General features: G+C 66.4%; 19 protein-coding genes. 16 read left to right on the top strand and 3 right to left on the bottom strand.

The window, feature by feature from the left end; translation table 11 throughout:
* Positions 1 to 3: 3 nt before the first annotated feature.
* Complete coding sequence (locus tag KM031_RS07255) at positions 4 to 624, bottom strand: thiamine phosphate synthase (RefSeq protein ID WP_215503846.1); 621 nt, start codon at positions 622 to 624, stop codon at positions 4 to 6.
* 153 nt (positions 625 to 777) lie between these two features.
* Here KM031_RS07255 and KM031_RS07250 point away from each other — a divergent pair, with 153 nt between their 5' ends.
* From KM031_RS07250 to KM031_RS07190, 13 genes are all read left to right on the top strand, one after another.
* On the top strand, positions 778 to 1,548 hold the full coding sequence (locus tag KM031_RS07250; protein WP_215503845.1) for an RNA methyltransferase: 771 nt from the start codon (positions 778 to 780) through the stop codon (positions 1,546 to 1,548).
* 72 nt (positions 1,549 to 1,620) lie between these two features.
* Positions 1,621 to 2,358, top strand: a complete 738-nt coding sequence (locus tag KM031_RS07245) for a calcium-binding protein (RefSeq protein WP_215503844.1) — start codon at positions 1,621 to 1,623, stop codon at positions 2,356 to 2,358.
* Between the two features lie 110 nt (positions 2,359 to 2,468).
* Positions 2,469 to 3,623 (top strand): heme A synthase, encoded by a 1,155-nt coding sequence (ctaA, locus tag KM031_RS07240; RefSeq protein WP_215503843.1) that lies wholly within the window; start codon positions 2,469 to 2,471, stop codon positions 3,621 to 3,623.
* Positions 3,623 to 5,092: a carboxypeptidase M32 gene (locus KM031_RS07235; RefSeq protein WP_215503842.1), complete on the top strand. Its 1,470-nt coding sequence runs from the start codon at positions 3,623 to 3,625 to the stop codon at positions 5,090 to 5,092. The genes ctaA and KM031_RS07235 overlap by 1 nt, the downstream gene beginning before the upstream one ends.
* Before the next feature lie 2 nt (positions 5,093 to 5,094).
* Positions 5,095 to 6,282: an MFS transporter gene (locus tag KM031_RS07230; RefSeq protein WP_215503841.1), complete on the top strand. Its 1,188-nt coding sequence runs from the start codon at positions 5,095 to 5,097 to the stop codon at positions 6,280 to 6,282.
* Between the two features lie 159 nt (positions 6,283 to 6,441).
* Complete coding sequence (locus KM031_RS07225; protein ID WP_215503840.1) at positions 6,442 to 6,927, top strand: DUF721 domain-containing protein; 486 nt, start codon at positions 6,442 to 6,444, stop codon at positions 6,925 to 6,927.
* A gap of 11 nt (positions 6,928 to 6,938) precedes the next feature.
* A complete protein-coding gene (locus KM031_RS07220) occupies positions 6,939 to 7,577 on the top strand; it encodes a DsbA family protein (RefSeq protein WP_246566805.1) in 639 nt (212 codons plus the stop codon).
* 1 nt (position 7,578) lies between these two features.
* Positions 7,579 to 8,739, top strand: coding sequence for a CaiB/BaiF CoA transferase family protein (locus KM031_RS07215; RefSeq protein WP_215503838.1), 1,161 nt, complete (start codon positions 7,579 to 7,581; stop codon positions 8,737 to 8,739).
* A gap of 109 nt (positions 8,740 to 8,848) precedes the next feature.
* Entirely contained in the window at positions 8,849 to 9,094 is a 246-nt protein-coding gene (locus tag KM031_RS07210; protein WP_215503837.1) for a DUF4170 domain-containing protein, read from the top strand.
* Between the two features lie 72 nt (positions 9,095 to 9,166).
* Positions 9,167 to 10,291, top strand: a complete 1,125-nt coding sequence (locus tag KM031_RS07205) for a 3-deoxy-D-manno-octulosonic acid transferase (protein ID WP_260692125.1) — start codon at positions 9,167 to 9,169, stop codon at positions 10,289 to 10,291.
* Positions 10,291 to 11,253 carry a tetraacyldisaccharide 4'-kinase gene (lpxK, locus tag KM031_RS07200; RefSeq protein WP_215503835.1) on the top strand — a complete coding sequence of 321 codons (963 nt, stop codon included), beginning with the start codon at positions 10,291 to 10,293 and terminating at the stop codon, positions 11,251 to 11,253. Before KM031_RS07205 ends, lpxK begins: the two co-directional genes overlap by 1 nt.
* Before the next feature lie 66 nt (positions 11,254 to 11,319).
* Positions 11,320 to 12,015 carry a DUF421 domain-containing protein gene (locus KM031_RS07195; RefSeq protein ID WP_215503834.1) on the top strand — a complete coding sequence of 232 codons (696 nt, stop codon included), beginning with the start codon at positions 11,320 to 11,322 and terminating at the stop codon, positions 12,013 to 12,015.
* 59 nt (positions 12,016 to 12,074) lie between these two features.
* Positions 12,075 to 12,449 carry a DUF8846 family protein gene (locus KM031_RS07190; protein WP_215503833.1) on the top strand — a complete coding sequence of 125 codons (375 nt, stop codon included), beginning with the start codon at positions 12,075 to 12,077 and terminating at the stop codon, positions 12,447 to 12,449.
* Between the two features lie 3 nt (positions 12,450 to 12,452).
* Here KM031_RS07190 and KM031_RS07185 read toward each other — a convergent pair whose 3' ends face one another.
* Both KM031_RS07185 and KM031_RS07180 read right to left on the bottom strand, forming a co-directional pair.
* Complete coding sequence (locus KM031_RS07185) at positions 12,453 to 13,466, bottom strand: Hint domain-containing protein (RefSeq protein WP_215503832.1); 1,014 nt, start codon at positions 13,464 to 13,466, stop codon at positions 12,453 to 12,455.
* Between the two features lie 11 nt (positions 13,467 to 13,477).
* The gene (locus tag KM031_RS07180; protein WP_246566804.1) at positions 13,478 to 15,073 is read right to left on the bottom strand and encodes a Hint domain-containing protein; all 1,596 of its coding nucleotides are present in this window, start codon (positions 15,071 to 15,073) and stop codon (positions 13,478 to 13,480) included.
* Between the two features lie 363 nt (positions 15,074 to 15,436).
* On the opposite strand from KM031_RS07180, the gene dapE reads away from it, so the two are divergent.
* The 3 genes from dapE (at position 15,437) to rnr (ending at position 19,389) form a co-directional block, all read left to right on the top strand.
* Positions 15,437 to 16,579, top strand: coding sequence for a succinyl-diaminopimelate desuccinylase (gene dapE, locus KM031_RS07175; protein WP_215503984.1), 1,143 nt, complete (start codon positions 15,437 to 15,439; stop codon positions 16,577 to 16,579).
* A complete protein-coding gene (locus tag KM031_RS07170; RefSeq protein ID WP_215503830.1) occupies positions 16,576 to 17,010 on the top strand; it encodes a GNAT family N-acetyltransferase in 435 nt (144 codons plus the stop codon). The genes dapE and KM031_RS07170 overlap by 4 nt, the downstream gene beginning before the upstream one ends.
* A gap of 129 nt (positions 17,011 to 17,139) precedes the next feature.
* Positions 17,140 to 19,389: a ribonuclease R gene (gene rnr / locus KM031_RS07165; RefSeq protein ID WP_215503829.1), complete on the top strand. Its 2,250-nt coding sequence runs from the start codon at positions 17,140 to 17,142 to the stop codon at positions 19,387 to 19,389.
* Positions 19,390 to 19,412 lie beyond the last annotated feature (23 nt).

Here is a 19,412-nt window from a genome sequence, read left to right as displayed (position 1 = left end):
AGATCAGCCCAGCGGGGCCAGCAGCACCGCCAGCGCCTTGGCCGGATCGTCGCTGCCCCAGATTTCTTCGCCGATGCCGAAGAAATCGGTGAAAGGCCCCAGCTTTTCGACCAGTTCCACCGAAACGGCGCCTTCGGCCACCACCGGCACCTCGATCATTTCCGACCACCACTGGAACAGATCGGTGTCGGCCACGCTACCGTCGCCCAGCGGCGTGGCACCGACCGGACCAAAGGCGACGTAGTCGGCCCCCGATTCCGCTGCGGCGATACCTTCATGCCGGGTGACGCCGCAGAAGGCACCGATGATCGCCTCTTCGCCCAGATCCTTGCGCAGATTGCGTAGGCCGCGCGCGCCATCGGTCAGATGCACACCGTCCAGCCCCAGCCGTTCGACCAGCAGCACATGCTTTTCGATCACCAGCGCCACGTCGCGGGCATGGGCCACATCGCGCAGCGCATCGGCGGCGCGGGCCACGCGGTCTTCGTCGCGGCTGGCCAGCGCCAGACGCACGCAGGCAACCTCGGTGCTGTCCAGCACGGCGGCAAGCCGTTGCGGAAAGACCTCCAGATCAAATTCCGGCGGGGTGACAAGATAGATCTGCGGGCGCTCGGCTTCGGACATGCTGTTTCCTGACAACGGTTTTGCTGCCCTTTACCGGGTTTTCCGGGCTTTGGCTACTTTCGGCGGGGCGGAAACCGCAGATATGCGCCAACCTTGTTTCCTTGGCCCCGACAGCGTATCAGGCCGCGACCGAAACGCCAGACGGAAGCCAGCATGATCGAACCCGCCATGATCCTTGTCCGCCCGCAGATGGGCGAGAATATCGGCGGCGCGGCGCGGGCGATGCTGAATTTCGGGCTGACCCGGATGCGCATCGTGGCCCCGCGCGATGGCTGGCCCAACCCGAAAGCGGCGGCGATGGCCAGCGGCGCGGGCCGGGTGCTGGACAATGCGGGCCTGTTTCCCGATGTGGCGCGGGCGATTGCCGATTGCGATTTCGTCTTTGCCACCACCGCCCGCGGGCGCGAGCTGACCAAACCCATCGTCACCCCCGAACGCGCGATGGAGATGACCCGCGCCCTTGCCGCCGAAGGCAAGAAGGTGGGCATCCTGTTTGGCCCCGAACGCGCAGGGCTGGAGAACGAGGATGTGGTGCTGGCAAATGCCATCGTCACCGTGCCGGTGAACCCTGAGTTTGCCTCGCTCAACCTTGCGCAATGTGTGTTGCTGATGGGCTATGAATGGCAGCGCCAGAAAAACGAGGTGCCGCCCGAAGTGCAGAGCTTTGCCCGCACCGAATTTGCCGGGCTGCACGAGATCGAAAAACTGGCCGAACATTTTGAAGAGCGGTTGGACCTCGCGGGCTTTTTCTACCCCGAGGCCAAGGCCCCCGGCATGAAGGTGTCGCTGCGCAATATGTGGTCGCGGCTGCCGCTGACACAGGCCGAAGTGCGCACCTTTCACGGCATGCTGCGCCAGATTGCCTACAAGCTGGGCGAGGGCGGGCAGCGGGCCTCGAAAAGAAATCCGGATCAGACGGAATAAAACCGGAGCCGGGCGCGTTCTTCCTGTGACACCCCCATGCAGGGGTGGAGATCGGCACAGGAGAGTGACCCAATGGTACGCAAAAACGGCAACGATTCGGCAAACCGTCTGACTGGCACGGCTCAGGACGATATTCTGCGCGGGCTAGATGGCGCGGACACGATCTATGGTTATGGCGGCAATGATCGTGTCGAAGGCAATGATGACGAGGACCGGCTGTATGGCGGCGATGGCCGTGATACGGTGATCGGCGGCAAGGGCGAGGACCGGCTGTGGGGCGACGCGGGTGATGACCTGCTGACCGATGAAAGCGGCAATGACGCGCTCTATGGCGGTGCGGGCAATGACACGATCCGCGCGGGCGAAGGCAATGACACGCTGGGCGGCGGCACCGGGGCCGATTCCCTTGATGCCGGGTCCGGCAATGACCGCATTACCGCAGGCACCGGCAATGATACGGTGCTGGGCGGCGAGGGCGACGACCTGATGCTGGGCGAGGATGGCACAGACCGCCTGATCGGCGGCGAGGGCAATGATACGCTGAACGGCGGGTCGGGCAATGATCTCATGTCGGGCGGCGAAGGCGCAGATACTTTCGTGTTCACCGCTGGCCGCGACCGCATCACCGATTTTGAAAGCGGCGATGACCAGATCAACCTGCGCAGCTTTACTGCGCTGGACGATTTCTCGGACATCCGCGCCCGGATGGTGCAGCAGGGCGATGACGTGGTGCTGACACTGGGCAGCCACAGCCTGCGGATCGACGATACCCGGATGTCGTCGCTGGAGGGCGAAGACTTCCTGTTCTGATCCGCCGCACGGCGGGGAGCGCCGACACCGCTTGTTGCCTTTGTGGCAAGGCGCTCCCTTGAACCCTGACCGCTGCGGCCCTAGTCTCCGCCGCGATGAAGGAGACGCCGATGGCACAAAAGCGCAGCATTTTTGAGGAGGTCGGCAGCAGCGGCAAGGCCGCCCCCCTGCCACAACCGGGGCTGATCGACAGGGGCACCGCCGGCGCGCGCGGTGCCATCCGCATCTGGCTGGTGGTGATCTTTGCACTGGTGGCGGTGATGATCGTGGTCGGCGGCATGACCCGGCTGACCGACAGCGGCTTGTCGATCACCGAATGGAAACCCGTGACCGGGGCCCTGCCGCCGCTGGATGATGCGGCCTGGGCGGCGGAATTCGCCAAATATCAGGCCAGCCCGGAATATCAGCTTCAGAACAAGGGCATGAGCCTTGAAGCCTTCAAATCCATCTTCTGGTGGGAATGGGGGCATCGCCAGCTTGGCCGGGTGATCGGGCTGGTCTGGGCGCTGGGGTTCCTGGGCTTTCTGGTGACGAAGAAAATCCCGGCAGGCTGGACGGGCCGCTTGCTGGTGCTGGGCGCGCTGGGCGGCGCGCAGGGCGCGATCGGCTGGTGGATGGTGTCCTCGGGGCTGGAGGGCGACCGGGTTGATGTCGCCTCCTATCGGCTGGCGGTGCATCTGGGCCTTGCCTTCCTGATCTTCGGGCTGATTGCCTGGTATGTGCTGCTGCTGGGCCGCAGTGAAAGCGCGCTGTTGCAGGCGCGGCGCAACCGCGAGGCCAAGCTGTTCAGCCTGTCGACCGGCTTGATGCATTTCGCGTTTCTGCAGATCCTGCTGGGCGCGCTGGTCGCAGGCATTGACGCGGGCCGGGGCTTTCCCACCTGGCCGCTGATGAACGGCCAGTTTTTCCCGGCGGACGCCTTTTATGTGCCGGGCCGCCCGACCTGGGCTGCGTTCTTTGAAAATCCGGGCCTTGTGCAGTTCATTCACCGGATGTCCGGTTATCTGCTGTTTGCCTTTGGGGTGGTGGTCTGGCTGCGGGGCCGCGCCTCTGCCCATGGCACCACCCGCGCGGCGTTCCATGCGCTGTTTGCCATGCTGGTGGCGCAGATGGCGCTGGGCATTGCCACGGTGCTGACCGCCGCGCATCCGCATGTGGCCATCACCCATCAGATCGGCGCGATCCTGCTGTGGGTGCTGATCCTGCGCGCGCGTTATCTGTCGCAATACCCGGTGGCCGGGTCGATCCGCAAAGGAACCCAGTGATGACGGCCTATGATGATCTGATGGCGTTCCAGCGTGAAACCGAGGCGCTGGCGCAGATTGCCGGCCGTCTGGGCTGGGATCAGGAAACCATGATGCCGCGCGGTGCCGCCGATCAGCGCGGCGAGGAAATGGGCGCGATGGAAGGTGTGCTGCACGCCCGACGCACCGATCCGCGCCTTGCCGACTGGCTGGAAGCGGCAGAGCCGGAGGATGACGAGGCCCATGCGCAATTGCGGCTGATCCGCCGCAGCTTTGATCGGGCAACCAAGGTGCCCGCCGATCTGGCGCAGGCGCTGGCGCGCGTGACCTCGACCGCACAGGGCATCTGGGCCGAGGCGCGGGCGGCCGAAAAGATCGGGGATTTCCTGCCGACGCTGGCCGAGGTGATTGCGCTGAAGCAGCAAGAAGCGGCGGCGCTGGCGCAGGGCGGCGATCTTTATGATGCGCTGATGGATGATTACGAACCGGGGGCGACGGCGGCCAGCACGGCGGCGATGTTTGATCGGATGCGCCCGCGTCTGGTGCGGCTGCGCGCGGCGGTGCTGGACAAGCCCGCCCCCGCGCCGCTCAACGGGCATTTCGGCGAACCGGCGCAGCTGCGGTTTTCGCGCGATCTGGCCGCCCGCTTTGGGTATGATTTTACCCGCGGCAGGCTCGATCTGGCGGTGCATCCGTTCAGCTCTGGCTCGGGCAATGATGTGCGCATCACCACGCGGGTGGTGGAAACCGATCCGTTCAACTGCTTCTACTCCACCATCCACGAGGTCGGCCACGCCTGTTACGAACTGGGCATCGACCCCGATTACCTGCTGACGCCGCTGGGCAATGGCGCGTCGATGGGCGTGCATGAAAGCCAGAGCCGGATCTATGAAAACCAGCTGGGCCGCAGCCCGGCCTTCACCGGCTGGATGTTCCGGCAGATGCTGGACAGGTTCGGGGATTTCGGCGTGTCGAGCCCGGAAGAGTTCACCCGCATCGTCAACCGCGTGCAGCCCGGCTTCATCCGCACCGAGGCCGATGAGGTACATTACAACCTGCATGTGATGATGCGTTTCGATCTGGAACGCGCGCTGATCCGGGGTGATCTGCAAGTGGCCGATCTGGAGGCGGCGTGGAATGACCGTTTCGCCGCCGATTTCGGCGTGGCGGTGGATCGGCCGGCGCATGGTGTCTTGCAGGACGTGCATTGGTCCTGTGGTCTGTTCGGCTATTTCCCGACCTATACGCTGGGCAATGTCTATGCGGGCTGTCTGCATCAGGCCCTGCGCGCGGCCCTGCCCGATCTGGATGATCAGCTGGCGCGCGGCGATGTGACGGCGGCAACCGGCTGGCTGCGTGAGAATGTGCAGCGCCATGGCGGGTTGATGGCTCCGCGCGACGTGATCACGCAGGCCTGTGGTTTTGCCCCGACCGAGGCGCCGCTGCTGGATTACCTCGACGCCAAGTTCGGCGCGCTCTACGGGCTGTAATCTTGCGCGGTGAAGGGCTGGCCGTCTGGTTGCTGGCCGTGGGCCAGACCCTCACCTATGCCGCGCTCTATTACAGTTTCGCCGCCCTGCTGCCCGATCTGGAGGTGGCAACCGGCTGGAGCAAGGCGCAGCTTGCCGCCGGGCCGACGCTGGCCTTTCTGATCACGGCAGTGCTCACCCCCGTGACCGGGCGGCTGGTGGATCGCGGCTGGGGCGGCGAGATGCTGACCCTGTTGCCGCTGATCGGGGCGGTCGCGCTGGCCGGGCTGGCCTTTGCGCCGACGCCCGGCGTCTGGCTGCTGCTGTGGGCGCTGATCGGCGTTGCGCAATCGGGCAGCCTTTATGAGACCTGTTTTGCCTTTCTGACCCGCCGTCTGGGCGATGGCGCGCGGGCCGCGATCACGCGGGTAACGCTGGTTGCCGGCTTTGCCTCGACGCTGGCCTTTCCGTTGGGCGATATGCTGGGGCGGGCCTTCGGCGGGCGCGGCGCTCTGATCGCCTTTGCCGCCATCGTGGTGGCGGGGGCGGTGCCTGCAAATCTGTGGGGCGTGCGCCGCTTGCGACGGATGGAGCGCGCGGACAACAGGCGACCGCCGCCAGAACCCGATGCGCTGCGCGCGGCCTTGCGGCGACCGGCCTTCTGGCTGGTTGCGGCGGTGTTCGGGGCCGTCTGGCTGAATCATGCGCTGCTGATCACCTATGCCCTGACGCTGTTTGCCGATCGCGGCGCAGGGGCGGCGCTGGCCGTTCTGGCGGCAAGCTGCATCGGTCCGGCACAGGTGGCGGGGCGCGTGCTGCTGATGCTGAATGAAACGCGGGTGGACAATCGCGCGGCGCTTTTGCTGTCGCTGATCTGTATTGTGCTGGCGGCGGGGCTGCTGTGGGCGGCGGGTCTGGCACCGGGTCTGATCTTTGGCTTTGCCCTGATGCAGGGGGCCGGGGCGGGGCTGCTGTCGATCCTGCGCCCGGTGTTGCTGGCGGAAAAGCTGGGGCGGCGCGGCTTTGGCGCGATTTCGGGGGCCGTGGCCGTCGCCCCCATTCTGGCCACGGCGGCAGGGCCGTCGTTAGGGGCCTTGCTGCTGGGGTGGGGCGGGGCGACGGCGGTCTATGCCACCTGCCTTGGCCTTGGTCTGCTGGGCTTCGGGTTGGGGGTGCTGCTGGTGCGGTGCCCGGCACCAGAGCAGGGCTAGCGCCCTCGTCACGCAATCTTTATGCCGCGTGCAGTGCGTGGGTGCTGGCAGAGGGGCAGGGCTGGCGCTAGGATATATCCAAGCGGATGGGCCGCGTTTGGGACGGGCCGTATGGCGGATCAGGGCGAAAAAGCTGGGTGGTCGCCGCGCGGGCGCAGGATGCGCGGTTTCGAGGCGGCCTCCGGGCTGCTGAAAGACCGTATCCGCAGCGCGGGCGAAAGCCGGGGCTTTGCCGTTACCCGCCTGTTGACGCATTGGGCCGAAATCGTGGGCGAAGATCTGGCCCGTGCGACCCGCCCGGTGAAGGTCGGCTATTCCAAAGGCGCGTTCGGGGCGACGCTGACGGTGCTGGTGCGCGCCACCGAAGCGCCGATGGTGCAGATGCAGCTGCCGATGATCAAGGAAAAGGTGAATGCCTGTTATGGCTATGCGGCCATTTCGCGGGTGATGATCACCCAGACCGCGCCGATGGGCTTTGCCGAAGGGCAGGCGCAATTCGCGCCCGCCCCCAAGGCCCCGCCCAAACCCGCCGATCCCGCCGTTCTGGCCAAGGCGCATGAAACCGCCGAAGGCGTGCGCGACGAAGGGCTGCGCGCCGCGCTTGAAACGCTGGCGCAAAACATCTTAACTCGCAGAAATACATGAGAGGTTTCCACATGATCGAACTGACCCGGCGCAGCCTTCTCGGGCTTGCTGCGACCACCGCCCTTGTGGCCGTGATGGGCCTGCCTGCCTTTGCCGAAGGCGAAGCCGATGCGGCAGCCCTGCCCGAAGTGCCGGAACTGGTGCTGGGCGCGGCGGATGCCAAGGTGACGATCATGGAATATGCGTCCTACACCTGCCCGCATTGCGCCAGTTTCCACGCGGCGGTGTTCAAGCCGCTGAAGGCGGAATACATCGACACCGGCAAGGTGAAATTCGTCTACCGCGAGGTCTATTTCGACCGCTACGGGCTCTGGGCCTCGATCATGGCGCGCTGCGGCGGCGATATGCGTTATTTCGGCATTTCCAGCATCCTGTTTGAAAAGCAGCAGGAATGGGCCGCCTCGGACGATCCGGCGGTTGTGGTTGAAAACCTGAAAACCATCGGCCGCACCGCAGGGCTGGACAGCGCCGCACTGGACGCCTGTTTCAAGGATGAAAAGATGGCCGAGGCCATGGTCGCGCAGTTCCAGAAGAACATGGAGGCCGACAAGGTGGAGGGCACGCCGACCCTGTTCATCAATGGTGTGAAACATGCCAACATGGCCTATGCCGACCTCAAGGCGCTGATCGACGCAGAGCTGGCAAAGTAACATGATGGCACCGCTGGAGGGGATCCGTGTGATCGAACTGGCCCGGATCCTCGCCGGGCCATGGGCCGGGCAGACGCTGGCCGATCTGGGCGCGGATGTGATCAAGGTCGAGGCACCGGAGGGCGATGACACCCGCCGCTGGGGCCCGCCCTTCATTGACCGTGACAATGCGGATGGCACGACCGACCGCAGTGCGGCGTATTTCCATGCCACCAACCGGGGCAAGCGCGGCATCACCTGCGATTTCCGCACGCCCGAAGGGCAGGCGGTGGTGCGACAGCTGGTGGCCGACGCCGATGTGGTGATCGAGAATTTCAAGGTTGGCGGGCTGGCGAAATACGGGCTGGACTATGCCAGCCTGCGCGGGGTGAACCCGCGGCTGATCTACTGCTCGATCACCGGCTTCGGCCAGACCGGCCCTTACGCGCATCGCGCGGGCTATGACTTCATCATTCAGGGCATGGCCGGGCTGATGAGCGTCACCGGCGAGCCGGAGGGCCAGCCGCAGAAGGTGGGCGTGGCGGTGACGGATGTGTTCACCGGCGTCTATGCGGCCACCGCGATCCTCGCGGCACTGGTGCAGCGCGGGCGCACGGGCGAGGGCCAGCAGATCGACATGGCGCTGATGGATGTGGCGGCAGGGATCATGGCCAATCAGGCGATGAACTATCTGGCCACTGGCGTGGCACCGCAGAAGATGGGCAATGCCCATCCCAATCTGGCACCCTATGCGGTGTTCGATTGTGCGGATGGCTGGATCATCATCGCCACCGGCAATGACGGGCAATATCGCAAGCTTTGCGGCCTGCTTGGCCTGCCCGACATGGCAACGGCGGCGGAATTTGCCACCAATGCCGACCGGATTGCCAACCGGGTCTCAATGACGGCGCGGCTGACAACGGCGACCCGCAGCCTGACAAAGGCCGAGCTTCTGGCGGCTTGTGAGGCCGAGGGCGTGCCCGCCGGGCCGATCAACGACATGGGCGAGGTGTTTGCCGATCCGCAGATCGTGGCGCGCGGTATGCAGATCAGGGCCGATGGCGTGCCGGGTGTGCGGTCGCCCTTCACCTTCTCCGGGGCAGAGCTGGCCCTGGGCCGCGCCGCGCCCAAGCTGGGCGAACATCAGGATGCGGTGCTGGGCAAGGCGGCGCAGGCGGATTGAGCCTTCAATTCCGGCAGGCCGAACATGGCGCGTGCCCCGGGTGGCACGCGCCTTTTACTTTCTCATGCCATCCGTTAGTTTGGCGTAGAATTCAAAGCGGAGTGAACCCATGGCGCAGCGTCTGCATCTCGTCTTTGGCGGCGAGTTGGTCAGCCCCACCAAGAACGTGTTCAAGGATGTGTCGAAGATCCACATGGTTGGCATGTTTCCCGATTACGCAACCGCCTTCAACGCATGGAAGGCCGAGGCGCAACGCACGGTGGATGATGCCCATATGCGCTATTTCATCGCGCATATTCACCGGCTGCGCGATGAGGCCCAGCCCGGTTCGGCCACCGAGGAACTGGGGGCCTGATCGCCCCCGTCCCGCCGCATGGCGCCGCTTGGTCTGACGCTTTACCATCTTGCCGCGCGGCGAGAGGCGGTCGTGCGCGAAGCACGGCCCGAGCGCCCGCGCGGGCGCTTGATCTGGCTGCATGCGCCGGGGGCGGACCATCTGCGCGGGCTGTGCGAGCTGGCGCAGCGGATTCAGGATGAGGACGGTCATCCGATCCTGATCACCGCGCCGATGCAGGCCGACGGGTTGCACGGGGTGATCTGGCAGCCGGTGCCGGGCGACGGGCAGGCCGAGGTGCGCGCCTTTCTGGATCACTGGCAACCGGCGGCGATCCTGTTCGCCGGGGGCGAGTTGCGCCCGGCGATGATGCACGAGGCGGCAAGCCGCCATGTGCCGATGGCGCTGGTCGAGGCGGCGGCCCCGCATCTGCCCAAAGGCCGCGAGGGCTGGTTTCCGGGGCTGATCAAGGCGACACTGGCGCTGGCGGGCGATGTGTTCGTGCTGGACGAGATGGCGGCGCGCGCCATGCGCAAGGCCGGGGGCAAGGCCACCGTCGCCGGCCGCATGGAAGAGCCGAGCGCGGTTCTGCCCTGCAACGAGCCGGAGCGCGCGGCGCTGGCCCGGCTGCTGGCGACGCGGCCGGTCTGGCTGGCGGCGGATGTGCCCGAGGCGGAAGAATCCGCGCTGATCGAGGCGCATCGTGCCGGGCTGCGGCTGGCGCATCGGCTGTTGCTGATCGTCGTGCCGCAGGATCCCGCGCGGGCCGAGGCGATGGCCGCGCGGATGGAGGCGGACGAGGGCTGGCTGGTGGCCCGGCGCAGCCTTGAGCAGGAGCCGGAGGCGGAAACCGAGGTGTTCATCGTCGACAGTGCCGAATATGGCCTGTGGTATCGGCTGTCGCCAGTCACTTTTCTGGGCGGATCCTTGTCCGGCACCGGGTGTCTGCGTAATCCGATGGAGGCGGCGGCGCTGGGCTCGGCGCTGGTGCATGGCCCGCGCCCCGGCCTGCATGGCATGGCCTTCGGGCGGTTGGGGGCGGCGCGGGCCGCACGCTCGGTCGCATCGAGCGCCGATCTGTCCGAGGCCCTGGGCGAATTGCTGGCCCCCGACCGCGCCGCGCGGCTGGCACAGGCCGCCTGGACTGTGGTGTCGGATGGGGTGGATGTGACCGACCGCGTGCTGGTGCTGGTGCGGCGTATGCTGGGAGAGGCGTGATGCGACAGCCCGGATTCTGGTATGCGGCGCGACCGGGCGGCCTTGCCCGGCTGTTGCAGCCGCTGGGTGCGTTCTATGCCCGTGCCACGGCGCGGCGGGTGGCCCGGCCCGGCTATCGCGCCAAGGTGCCGGTCATCTGCGTCGGCAATCTGAATGTGGGTGGCACCGGCAAGACGCCGACCGCCATGGCGCTGATCGAACGTTTGCCCGGCGTGCATGTGGTGACACGCGGCTATGGCGGGCGGCTGGCCGGGCCGGTGCAGGTGCAGCCGCGCCATCTGGCCGAAGAGGTGGGCGACGAGCCGTTGCTGCTGGCCGCCTTCGCCCCTGTCTGGGTGGCGAAGGACCGCGCGGCGGGGGTGCGGGCCGCCGAGGCGGCGGGGGCGCGGGTGATCCTGCTGGATGACGGCTTCCAGAACCCCGAAGTCACCAAGGATCTGAGCATTGTGGTGGTGGATGCCGCGCGCGGCTTTGGCAACGGGCTGTGCCTGCCTGCGGGCCCGCTGCGCGAGCCGGTGGTGGCCGGTCTGCGCCGCGCCGATTTCCTGCTGTCGATCGGGGATGCGGCGGCGCAGGCCGCGTTTGACAGCGGGTTTACCAGCCCGGTGCCGCATCTGCGCGGGCGGCTGGAGGTTCTGCCGATGGGCATGGGCTGGCAGGGTGAACGGGTTCTGGCCTTTGCGGGCATCGGCCACCCCGAAAAGTTCTTTGCCACCCTGCGCGGCGAAGGGGCCATCGTGGTGCGCGGAGAGGGGCTGGAGGATCACCAGCCGCTGTCGCCTGCATTGCTGGCCCGGCTGGAGGCCGAAGCGCTGCTGCTGAATGCGCAACTGGTGACGACGGAAAAGGACGCGGTGCGCCTGCCCGCTGCATTTCGCCCCAAGGTGCTGACCCTGCCGGTGCGGCTGCGCTTGCAGGAATGGGCGCCGCTGGAGGCGGCCTTCCGGCGTCTGGGTCTGTAACCCGCAGGCCGGAACCACGCCGAAGCCCGCGCGTTGACGCGGGCAAGGCTGGCGCAGGGGGCGGAGATGGCAGGCGATGTGGTGCCCTTTGAACTGGGCCGGATGATCCTTGGCGCCGCGCCGCCGCTGTTTCTGGCGGAAATCCTGTTGCGGGTGGTGGTGATCTATCTCTTTACCCTGCTGCTGTTGCGCTGGATCGGCGGGCGCAGCGTCGCGCAGATGTCGATTGTCGAATTCCTGCTGGTGGTGGCGCTTGGTTCGGCAGTGGGCGACGGCATGTTCTACCCCGATGTGCCGCTGCTGCATGCGCTGCTGGTGGTGTTTGTCGTGGTCTGCCTGTCCAAGGGGCTGGACCATCTGACCCTGCGCTTTCGCCGGGCGAAACGGGCGCTGGATGGCGAGCCGGTGCAGGTGGTGCGTGAGGGCGCGCTGGTGGTGGCCGGACTTAAGGCGCGTGACATGGGGCCACCGGAACTGGCGGCTTTTCTGCGTTTGCAGGGCGTGCGCAATCTGGCCGAGGTGCGCGCTGCCTATCTGGAGCCGATGGGCCAGTTGTCGGTGTTCTGCCACAAGGGCGCGGTGGCAGAGCATGGTCTGCGGATCGAACCGCCACCCGAAATCCTCCCGCTGCGCCCCGCGCGGCCCGATGCACCGATCTGTTGCGCCTATTGCGGCAGGCTCGCGCCGCAGCCCGCCCCGCGCTGTTCCGCCTGCGGGCGCTACGACTGGGTCGAGGCCGAAGCCAGTCCGGGCGCAGGCTGAGTCTTGCCCGCAGGGGTGTTTCCGGCATAGGTGAGCGGCGAACAGATGCGGGGTATGACATGAGCAGCGAAGAACACGAGGATCAGCGTCCTGAAGGCGGGCGTCCCGAAAGCGGCAAGCCCAAACGGCCGCAGCAGGTTTATACGCTGGTGGTGGAAGTGGGTCGCAAGGATGGCGACGGCCTGCCCGACAAGGCCACCGGCGCGGCCCTGATGATCTATGCCAGCGGCGTGGACGAGGCCGAAGCCGTGCGCGAAACCGTGGCGATCCTGAAACAGGCCGATCTCGCGCCGCTGGATGTCTCGGGTTATGGCACGCTGGAAGAGCGCGAAGCGGCGGGGGACGAGATCGACGGCGACGAACGGGCCCTGATGCAGCGCGCGCTGGATGAAAACTCGGTGGTCGTGGCGCAGATGACGCCGTTCTTCGACTGAGGCTCAGGCTGCGCGGCTGCCATTGCCGCGCCCCAACAGGGCCAGCAGCGGCACCGCCTCATAGCTGCGCAGCAGACGGACGGGCGGCGCGCTGGCCGGGGCCGTGTTATGGCGGGCCGAGGCGAAAGCCAGCCCGTCACTCTGGATCAGGCCAACCGGGCCGATGTCCAGCGACACGGTGGCGGTGACGGCCCGGCGTGTGTCGAACAGGGCCGAGCGGTTGTCGGTCAGGTGCTGCGCCTCGACCAGCACCTCATCTTCGGAAAACAGATATTCCACTTCGGCGCCGGTCAGCAGGATCTGTTGATCGGCGCTGACCAGCAGGTCGCGGTTGCGGATGAAATAGGGCGCGCGCAGCAGCACCGGCGCATGGCAGCCCCGGCTGGGCAGGTCGATCCGGCGCACCGATTGCAGCATCCGGGCCGCGCCGCCCCGTGTCATCACCATATCACCCGCCGCAAGGCTGCCCGCCGCGCGAAAGCCGGTGGGGGTGGCGACGGGGGTGCGCTGGCCGACCCAGGGCGCATGGGGCGGCGGCAGCGCGCCGCGCGTCGCGCCGAACCATTGCACGGCAGGGTGGCGCTGCACGTCGGGCCCACCCCGGCAGAGCTGAAGCAGATCGGACAGCGGCAGCGGCAGTGGGTCGATGCCGGTCGCCTCGGGCAGAGGCGCAGCCCCGTCCAAGGGATCAAAGCGCAGGCCCCAGTGCCGGGCCGGGCCGTCCCAGCGGAAGATCAGCCGCGCCAGACCGGGGCCGTTCGGCAAGGGGCCGGGCAATCGGTGCCGCCGCAGCGTCTGGCCCTGCCTGTGCAGGATGCCGATGCCATGCGCGGGATCATAGAGCAGCGAAAACGCCCGCTGCCAGCCGCCCTGATCACTGCGGTAATCCAGCAAGACTTGCGGTTCCTGCAACGGCATCGCCAGTTCCAGAACCAGTTGCCCACGATCCAGCAAGCCGCCATCCTCTGCCGGATCTAGCAGGGTGTCCCTGTCGGAAAGGGCGATCCAGCCGGACATCCTGTCTCCGTTCAGGCCGCGCGGGCCGTGGCGGCGGGCGGGGCCTTGGCGGCGGCGATCAGCACCTGTGCTTCAAAGCTGCGCAGGGTGCGGCGGGCGGCGGGGCTGTAGCCAAACCCGGTGTCGGGATCCAGTGCCGGAAACAGGCTGCGGATTTCGGCCACGATCTCTTGCTCGAAACTGCGGGTCGTCTGCGGGCCGGGCAGGAAGCTTTCGGTCGCCAGCCCCTCGGAATAGATCACCTGATGGCAGTCGAACAGCAGATGCACATAGGTCACCGTGCCGCCCGGCTGCACCGTGACGCTGCGGCCATTGACCAGATCCTTGGCGGCGATCAGCACCTCCGGCTCGCCAAACAGCAATTCGGCCAGCCTGTCGCGCAGCAGGACGCGGTGCTGCGGCGAAACCCAGAGCGTGCGATGCGTGCCGAAGGTGCCCGCCGCAATGCGGATCGGTGCCAGCTTGCCCTGTGCTGCGACACTGCGCTGCCCGCTCCAGCGCAGCGGCTGCGGCCCGTCATCATGGGTCATCACCAGATCACCGGGCAGCAGATCTTCGACCCGGCGTTCGCCCTCGGGGGTCAGGATCCGGGTGCCCGCGACAAAACAGGGGATGGAGTTCAGCGTGACAAGCGCGGTGTCGGACACGCCGCCCCCGTTGCCCGCCGTATAGGTGAAGGCGACGTTTTCCGTCTGGCCATCGCCCAGCACGGTAAAGGTGCCATCGGCATTGAGCGTGACCTGCTGGCCCGAAGGCAGCGTCACAGTCTGCCCTGCACTGACCGCAACGCCATTGATATGGGTGATGCGCAGCGTGCCGCCGCCTGGCCCGTGGTCATTGGCCAAGGGGGTGATCGTCGTCGTGCCATAGGCATTGATCGTATAGGCGTCATCGCGGGCGACCAGCGCCGTCTGCACCGAATCCGCCGCGATCAGCAGGTTGCTGTCATATTGCGCATCCGAGGTATCGCTGATGCCGATGCGGATGGAATTGACCACCCCCCGATTGACCACCATGTCGAGCGACAAGGTGAGGGTGAACCCGTCCATTTCGGTGTTGTAGGCGTCGCCGGTGTTGGAGCGGAACAGGTTGGGCTGGGTATTGGCATTGATGTTGTTGACGGCGGTGCTGCCATTGCCGACCGATACCGGCACATGGGTGCCGTTCACCCAGACGCCGACCACATCATTGAACTGCGAGCTGATGTATTCGGGATATTCCTCGGAGGCGAAGACGAATTTCATCGTCATCATATCGCCGGAGGGGATGAAATCGACATCCAGCCAGACCGCATCATAGGTATTGCTGCCCGCGATGGCGTTGAACTGGCTGTTGTTGTTCACGCCGTTGCTGTCGGTGCTGGTGCCCGCTACGCGGTTCGGGTCGCCACTGCTCTGGGTGAAATCCCGGGCATTGCCGGTGGACAGGATCAGGCCTTCATTGCCGGGCAAGACACCGGGCGACAGCTGGCCGTTGCTGTAAAGCGCCGCCGAAGTGCCGACGCCATTGCCATTGCCCAGAAGACCGCCCAAAAGCCCGCCGCTCTGTGACCAGCTGGCCCCCGTGACCGTCGTGCCTGCCCCAAAGATGGTGTTCGCGGCGGACATTGCCGAGATCCCGGTCGTATACGTCAGTTCGGCGCCTGTCGCCATGCTGCTGCTGCCCCTTGCCTTTGGGGCAGGCCAAACATTGCCGGGTCGCTGGGGCTTGTGCCCTCTGGCTTTCGGTCGCTGCTCTGGTGGGATGCGTTGATCCCGCTGTTTGCCCTGCCTCGGGAATTGTTATGACTGGCAGGTAAGGCGGATTTTTGCCGGATGTCACCCATATTCCTTGTTTCATGCGCCCCCAGGCCGTGCCGGTTGCGCAGGGGCCACAGTGCCGCAGAGGTTGCGGGGCGCGCCTGCGGGCAGTATCCCTGTGGGCGCAAGACCCTGAGGAGAGTTTCCATGCAAAGCCCGTCCGCCTCTGCCCTGCCGGTTGATCCGGTGCACCTGAGCGCCGAACTGATCCGCTGTGCCTCTGTGACGCCGGATGAGGGCGGGGCGCTGGTGTTGCTGGAGCGGCTGCTGGCTGGGGCCGGATTCACCTGCACGCGGGTGGATCGTGGAGGGGTGTCGAACCTTTATGCGCGCTGGGGGCAGCGCGGCGCGAACAAGAGCTTTGGCTTCAACGGCCATACCGATGTGGTGCCGGTGGGCGATGCCGCCGCATGGAGCCGCGATCCCTTTGGTGGCGAGGTGGTGGATGGGGTGCTGTGGGGGCGCGGGGCCACCGACATGAAAACCGGCGTCGCGGCCTTTGCGGCAGCGGCGGTGGATTTCGTGCGGAGCACGCCGCCCGATGGTGCGGTGATCCTGGCGATCACTGGCGATGAAGAGGGCGATGCGGTGGATGGCACCGTGGCCCTGCTGGACTGGATGGCACAGAATGGCGAACGGATGAGCCATTGCCTTGTCGGCGAGCCCACCTGCCCGAATGTGATGGGCGAGATGATGAAGATCGGTCGTCGCGGCTCGATGACCTGCTGGTTCACCGCGACAGGGGTGCAGGGGCACAGCGCCTATCCGCACCGGGCCAGGAACCCGATGTCGGCGCTGGTAAACCTGCTGGCGCGGCTGGAGGAGGAACCGCTGGATACCGGGACCGACCATTTCGATGCCTCCACATTGGCGATCACCACGATTGATTGCGGCAACCCGGCGACCAATGTGATCCCGGCCAAGGGTCATGCCACCGTGAACATCCGCTTCAACGATGCCCATTCCGGCGCGAGCCTGACCGCGTGGTTGCAGGGCCATGCTGCGGCGGTTCAGGCCGAAACCGGGGTGCAGATCGACCTCAGGCTGCAAATCTCGGGCGAAAGCTTCCTGACGCCGCCGGGCGAGTTTTCGGCACTGGTGGCGCGGTCGGTGGCGGCGGAAACCGGGGTGACGCCGGAATATTCCACCTCGGGCGGCACGTCGGATGCGCGCTTTGTCAAGGATCACTGCCCGGTGGTGGAATTCGGTCTGGTGGGCAAGACCATGCATCAGGTGGATGAGCGGGTGGAGGTGGCGCAGATCCATCAGCTGAAGGCGATCTACAGCCGGGTGCTGCGGGATTACTTTGCATGACGGACAGAGCTGCCGCCGTGATTGCCGTCACCCGCGACATCGCGGCCTGCCGCGCCTTGCGCCGGGCCGTGTTCATCGAGGAACAGGGCGTCAGCGAAGCCGATGAGGTGGATGATCTGGACGGCGTGGCCACGCATCTGCTGGCGACGGTTGCGGGGCGTCCGGTCGGATCGGCGCGGCTGCTGGAGCAGGGCGAGGTGGGCAAGATCGGCCGGGTCTGCGTGCTGGCCGATCAGCGTGGCACCGGGCTGGGGGCGGCGCTGATCCGGGCGGCGGTGGCGGAATTTGCCACCCGGCCCGGCATCCGTAAGGTCAAGCTGGGCGCGCAGATCCATGCGCTGGGCTTTTATGAAAAGCTGGGTTTCACCGCCTATGGCCCGGAATATGACGATGCGGGCATTGCGCATCGCGACATGGTGCTGTCGCTGTGACGCCCTCGCCCGGCGCGGTGTCGGGTGGTGGCGGCAGATTTGAGTATTTGGACAAAGTGCAAATGAGGCCGTCCTTAAGGGGATGTTGAACGGCTTTGCGGGCGCGCGCGCGGCGTGTTACGCAGGCGCATGGACCAGATACCTTCGAAAGACCAGATCCGCCAATGGATCGCAGAGAATCCGACGCTTGCCTCGAAGCGCGATATTGCCAAGGCCTTTGGCATCAAGGGCGGGCAATTGCGCATCGAATTGAAGCGCGTGCTGAAAGAAATGGAAGCGGAGGGCGCGCTGTCCAAGCGGCAGCGCAGTTACCGCGAGGCGGGCAGCCTGCCGCCGGTCAGCATCCTTCAGGTTCTGGCCCCGGATGCGGCGGGCGATCTGTTCGCGGTGCCGCTGGAGGGGGATGCCGGTCTGGTGCCCCGGATTCATGTGGTGGCGCGGGCGGGTGATCCGGCGCTGGGGCAGGGCGACAAGATCCTGGCGCGGCTCAGCCCGGTCGAGGGCACCGATCACAGCTATGAGGCGCGGCTGATCCGCAAGCTCGGCTCCAACGCCGTGCGGCTTTTGGGGGTGTTTCGCGCCAGCCATGAAGGCGGTCGCATCGTGCCGATCGACAAGGGCGCGGACAAGGAATGGCGTGTGCCGCAGGATGCCACGCTGGGCGCCGAGGATGGCGAGTTGGTCGAGGCCGAGCAGAGCGGGCCGAAGCGGCTGGGCCTGCCGACGGCGCGTATCGTGGCGCGGCTGGGCGATCCCTCGGGCCCGAAGGCGGTCAGCCTGATTGCGATTCACCAGCATGGCATTCCCGACCAGTTCCCCGATGCGGTGATCGCCGAAGCGGATGCCGCCCTGCCGGTCGAACTGGGCGTGCGGGAAGATCTGCGGCACCTGCCGCTGGTCACCATCGACCCTGCGGATGCGCGCGACCGCGATGATGCGGTGCATGCCCATGCCGATGACGATACCGCCAATCCGGGTGGGTTCATCGTCTGGGTGGCGATTGCCGATGTGGCGCATTATGTGCGGCCCGGCTCGGCGCTGGACCGCGAGGCGCGCAAACGCGGCAATTCCACCTATTTCCCCGACCGGGTGGTGCCGATGCTGCCGGATATCCTGTCGGGCGATCTGTGTTCTTTGCACGAGCATGTGGACCGGCCCTGCATGGCGGTGTGCATGAAGCTGGATGCGCAGGGCCACAAGCTCAGCCATCGCTTCACCCGCGGCTTGATGCGCAGTCAGGGATCGCTGCATTATGGCGAGGTGCAGGCGGCCATTGACGGTGCGGCCAATGACAAGACCGCGCCCTTGCTGGAGCCGGTGCTCCAGCCGCTCTATGCCGCCTATGCCGCGACCAAGCTGGCCCGGGCGCAGCGACAGCCGCTTGACCTTGATCTGCCAGAGCGCAAGATCGTACTGACCGAGGATGGCAAGGTGGATTCGGTTGCCTTCCGCGACCGGCTCGATGCGCACCGGCTGATCGAGGAGTTCATGATCCTCGCCAATGTCGCTGCGGCGGAAGAGCTGGTGCGGCTGAAGCGCCCGCTGCTGTTCCGGGTGCATGAAGAGCCCAGCCCCGAAAAGCTGGACAGCCTGCGCGAGGTGGCCGAGGCCTCGGGCTTTACGCTGGCCAAAGGGCAGGTGCTGAAAACCTCGCATCTCAACCGGCTGCTGGCGCAGGCGCAGGGCACGGAATTCGACGAGCTGCTGAACATCTCGACCCTGCGGTCGATGACACAGGCCTATTACAATGCGCAGAACTTCGGGCATTTCGGGCTGGCGCTGCTGAACTATGCGCATTTCACCTCGCCGATCCGGCGGTATTCCGATCTGATCGTGCATCGCGCGCTGATCCTCGGCCATGGCTGGGGCAAGGACGGGCTGAGCGGGCAGGACATCGAGATGCTGGATGAAACCGCAAAGCTGATCTCGGATGCCGAACGCCGGTCGATGGCGGCGGAGCGTGATACGGTGGACAGGTATCTGGCCGCCTATCTGGCCGACCGCGTGGGGCAGACCTTCAGCGGGCGGATCTCCGGGGTGCAGCGGTTCGGGCTGTTCGTGAAGCTGGATGAAACCGGCGCGGATGGGCTAATCCCGATCCGCAGTGTGGGGCGCGAGTTCTTCCATTTCGATGCCGACAGCCAGACCCTGATGGGGGCCGATACCGGGCTGACCATCGGCATCGGCCAGCGGGTGACCGTGCGCCTGGCCGAGGCGGTGCCGGTGACCGGCGGGCTGATGCTGGAATTGCTGGAGATCGACGGCGGTGCCTTGCCCGCATCGCAGGGCCGGCGCGGGCGGTCCACCCCGCGCAAGCCGGGCAAACAGGCGGCCAAGGATGCGGCGCTGAAACGCAAGCTGGTGCGCAAGCGGCGCTAGACGCGCGGGGATATGCCGGGGCA

This window comes from Gemmobacter fulvus, from assembly GCF_018798885.1.
Taxonomy (GTDB): Bacteria; Pseudomonadota; Alphaproteobacteria; order Rhodobacterales; family Rhodobacteraceae; genus Gemmobacter; species Gemmobacter fulvus.
Note: the sequence above shows the minus strand (reverse complement) of the source record. Positions and strands in the feature narration are given on the sequence as shown.

What these genes read in the sequence shown, in the direction of transcription:
- KM031_RS07255 (WP_215503846.1), bottom strand. Translation starts at nt 624, where the DNA reads ATGTCCGAAGCCGAGCGCCCGCAGATCTATCTTGTCACCCCGCCGGAA.
- KM031_RS07250 (WP_215503845.1), top strand. Translation starts at nt 778, where the DNA reads ATGATCGAACCCGCCATGATCCTTGTCCGCCCGCAGATGGGCGAGAAT.
- KM031_RS07245 (WP_215503844.1), top strand. Translation starts at nt 1,621, where the DNA reads ATGGTACGCAAAAACGGCAACGATTCGGCAAACCGTCTGACTGGCACG.
- ctaA (WP_215503843.1), top strand. Translation starts at nt 2,469, where the DNA reads ATGGCACAAAAGCGCAGCATTTTTGAGGAGGTCGGCAGCAGCGGCAAG.
- KM031_RS07235 (WP_215503842.1), top strand. Translation starts at nt 3,623, where the DNA reads ATGACGGCCTATGATGATCTGATGGCGTTCCAGCGTGAAACCGAGGCG.
- KM031_RS07225 (WP_215503840.1), top strand. Translation starts at nt 6,442, where the DNA reads ATGCGCGGTTTCGAGGCGGCCTCCGGGCTGCTGAAAGACCGTATCCGC.
- KM031_RS07220 (WP_246566805.1), top strand. Translation starts at nt 6,939, where the DNA reads ATGATCGAACTGACCCGGCGCAGCCTTCTCGGGCTTGCTGCGACCACC.
- KM031_RS07215 (WP_215503838.1), top strand. Translation starts at nt 7,579, where the DNA reads ATGATGGCACCGCTGGAGGGGATCCGTGTGATCGAACTGGCCCGGATC.
- KM031_RS07210 (WP_215503837.1), top strand. Translation starts at nt 8,849, where the DNA reads ATGGCGCAGCGTCTGCATCTCGTCTTTGGCGGCGAGTTGGTCAGCCCC.
- lpxK (WP_215503835.1), top strand. Translation starts at nt 10,291, where the DNA reads ATGCGACAGCCCGGATTCTGGTATGCGGCGCGACCGGGCGGCCTTGCC.
- KM031_RS07195 (WP_215503834.1), top strand. Translation starts at nt 11,320, where the DNA reads ATGGCAGGCGATGTGGTGCCCTTTGAACTGGGCCGGATGATCCTTGGC.
- KM031_RS07190 (WP_215503833.1), top strand. Translation starts at nt 12,075, where the DNA reads ATGAGCAGCGAAGAACACGAGGATCAGCGTCCTGAAGGCGGGCGTCCC.
- KM031_RS07185 (WP_215503832.1), bottom strand. Translation starts at nt 13,466, where the DNA reads ATGTCCGGCTGGATCGCCCTTTCCGACAGGGACACCCTGCTAGATCCG.
- KM031_RS07180 (WP_246566804.1), bottom strand. Translation starts at nt 15,073, where the DNA reads ATGTCCGCCGCGAACACCATCTTTGGGGCAGGCACGACGGTCACGGGG.
- KM031_RS07170 (WP_215503830.1), top strand. Translation starts at nt 16,576, where the DNA reads ATGACGGACAGAGCTGCCGCCGTGATTGCCGTCACCCGCGACATCGCG.
- rnr (WP_215503829.1), top strand. Translation starts at nt 17,140, where the DNA reads ATGGACCAGATACCTTCGAAAGACCAGATCCGCCAATGGATCGCAGAG.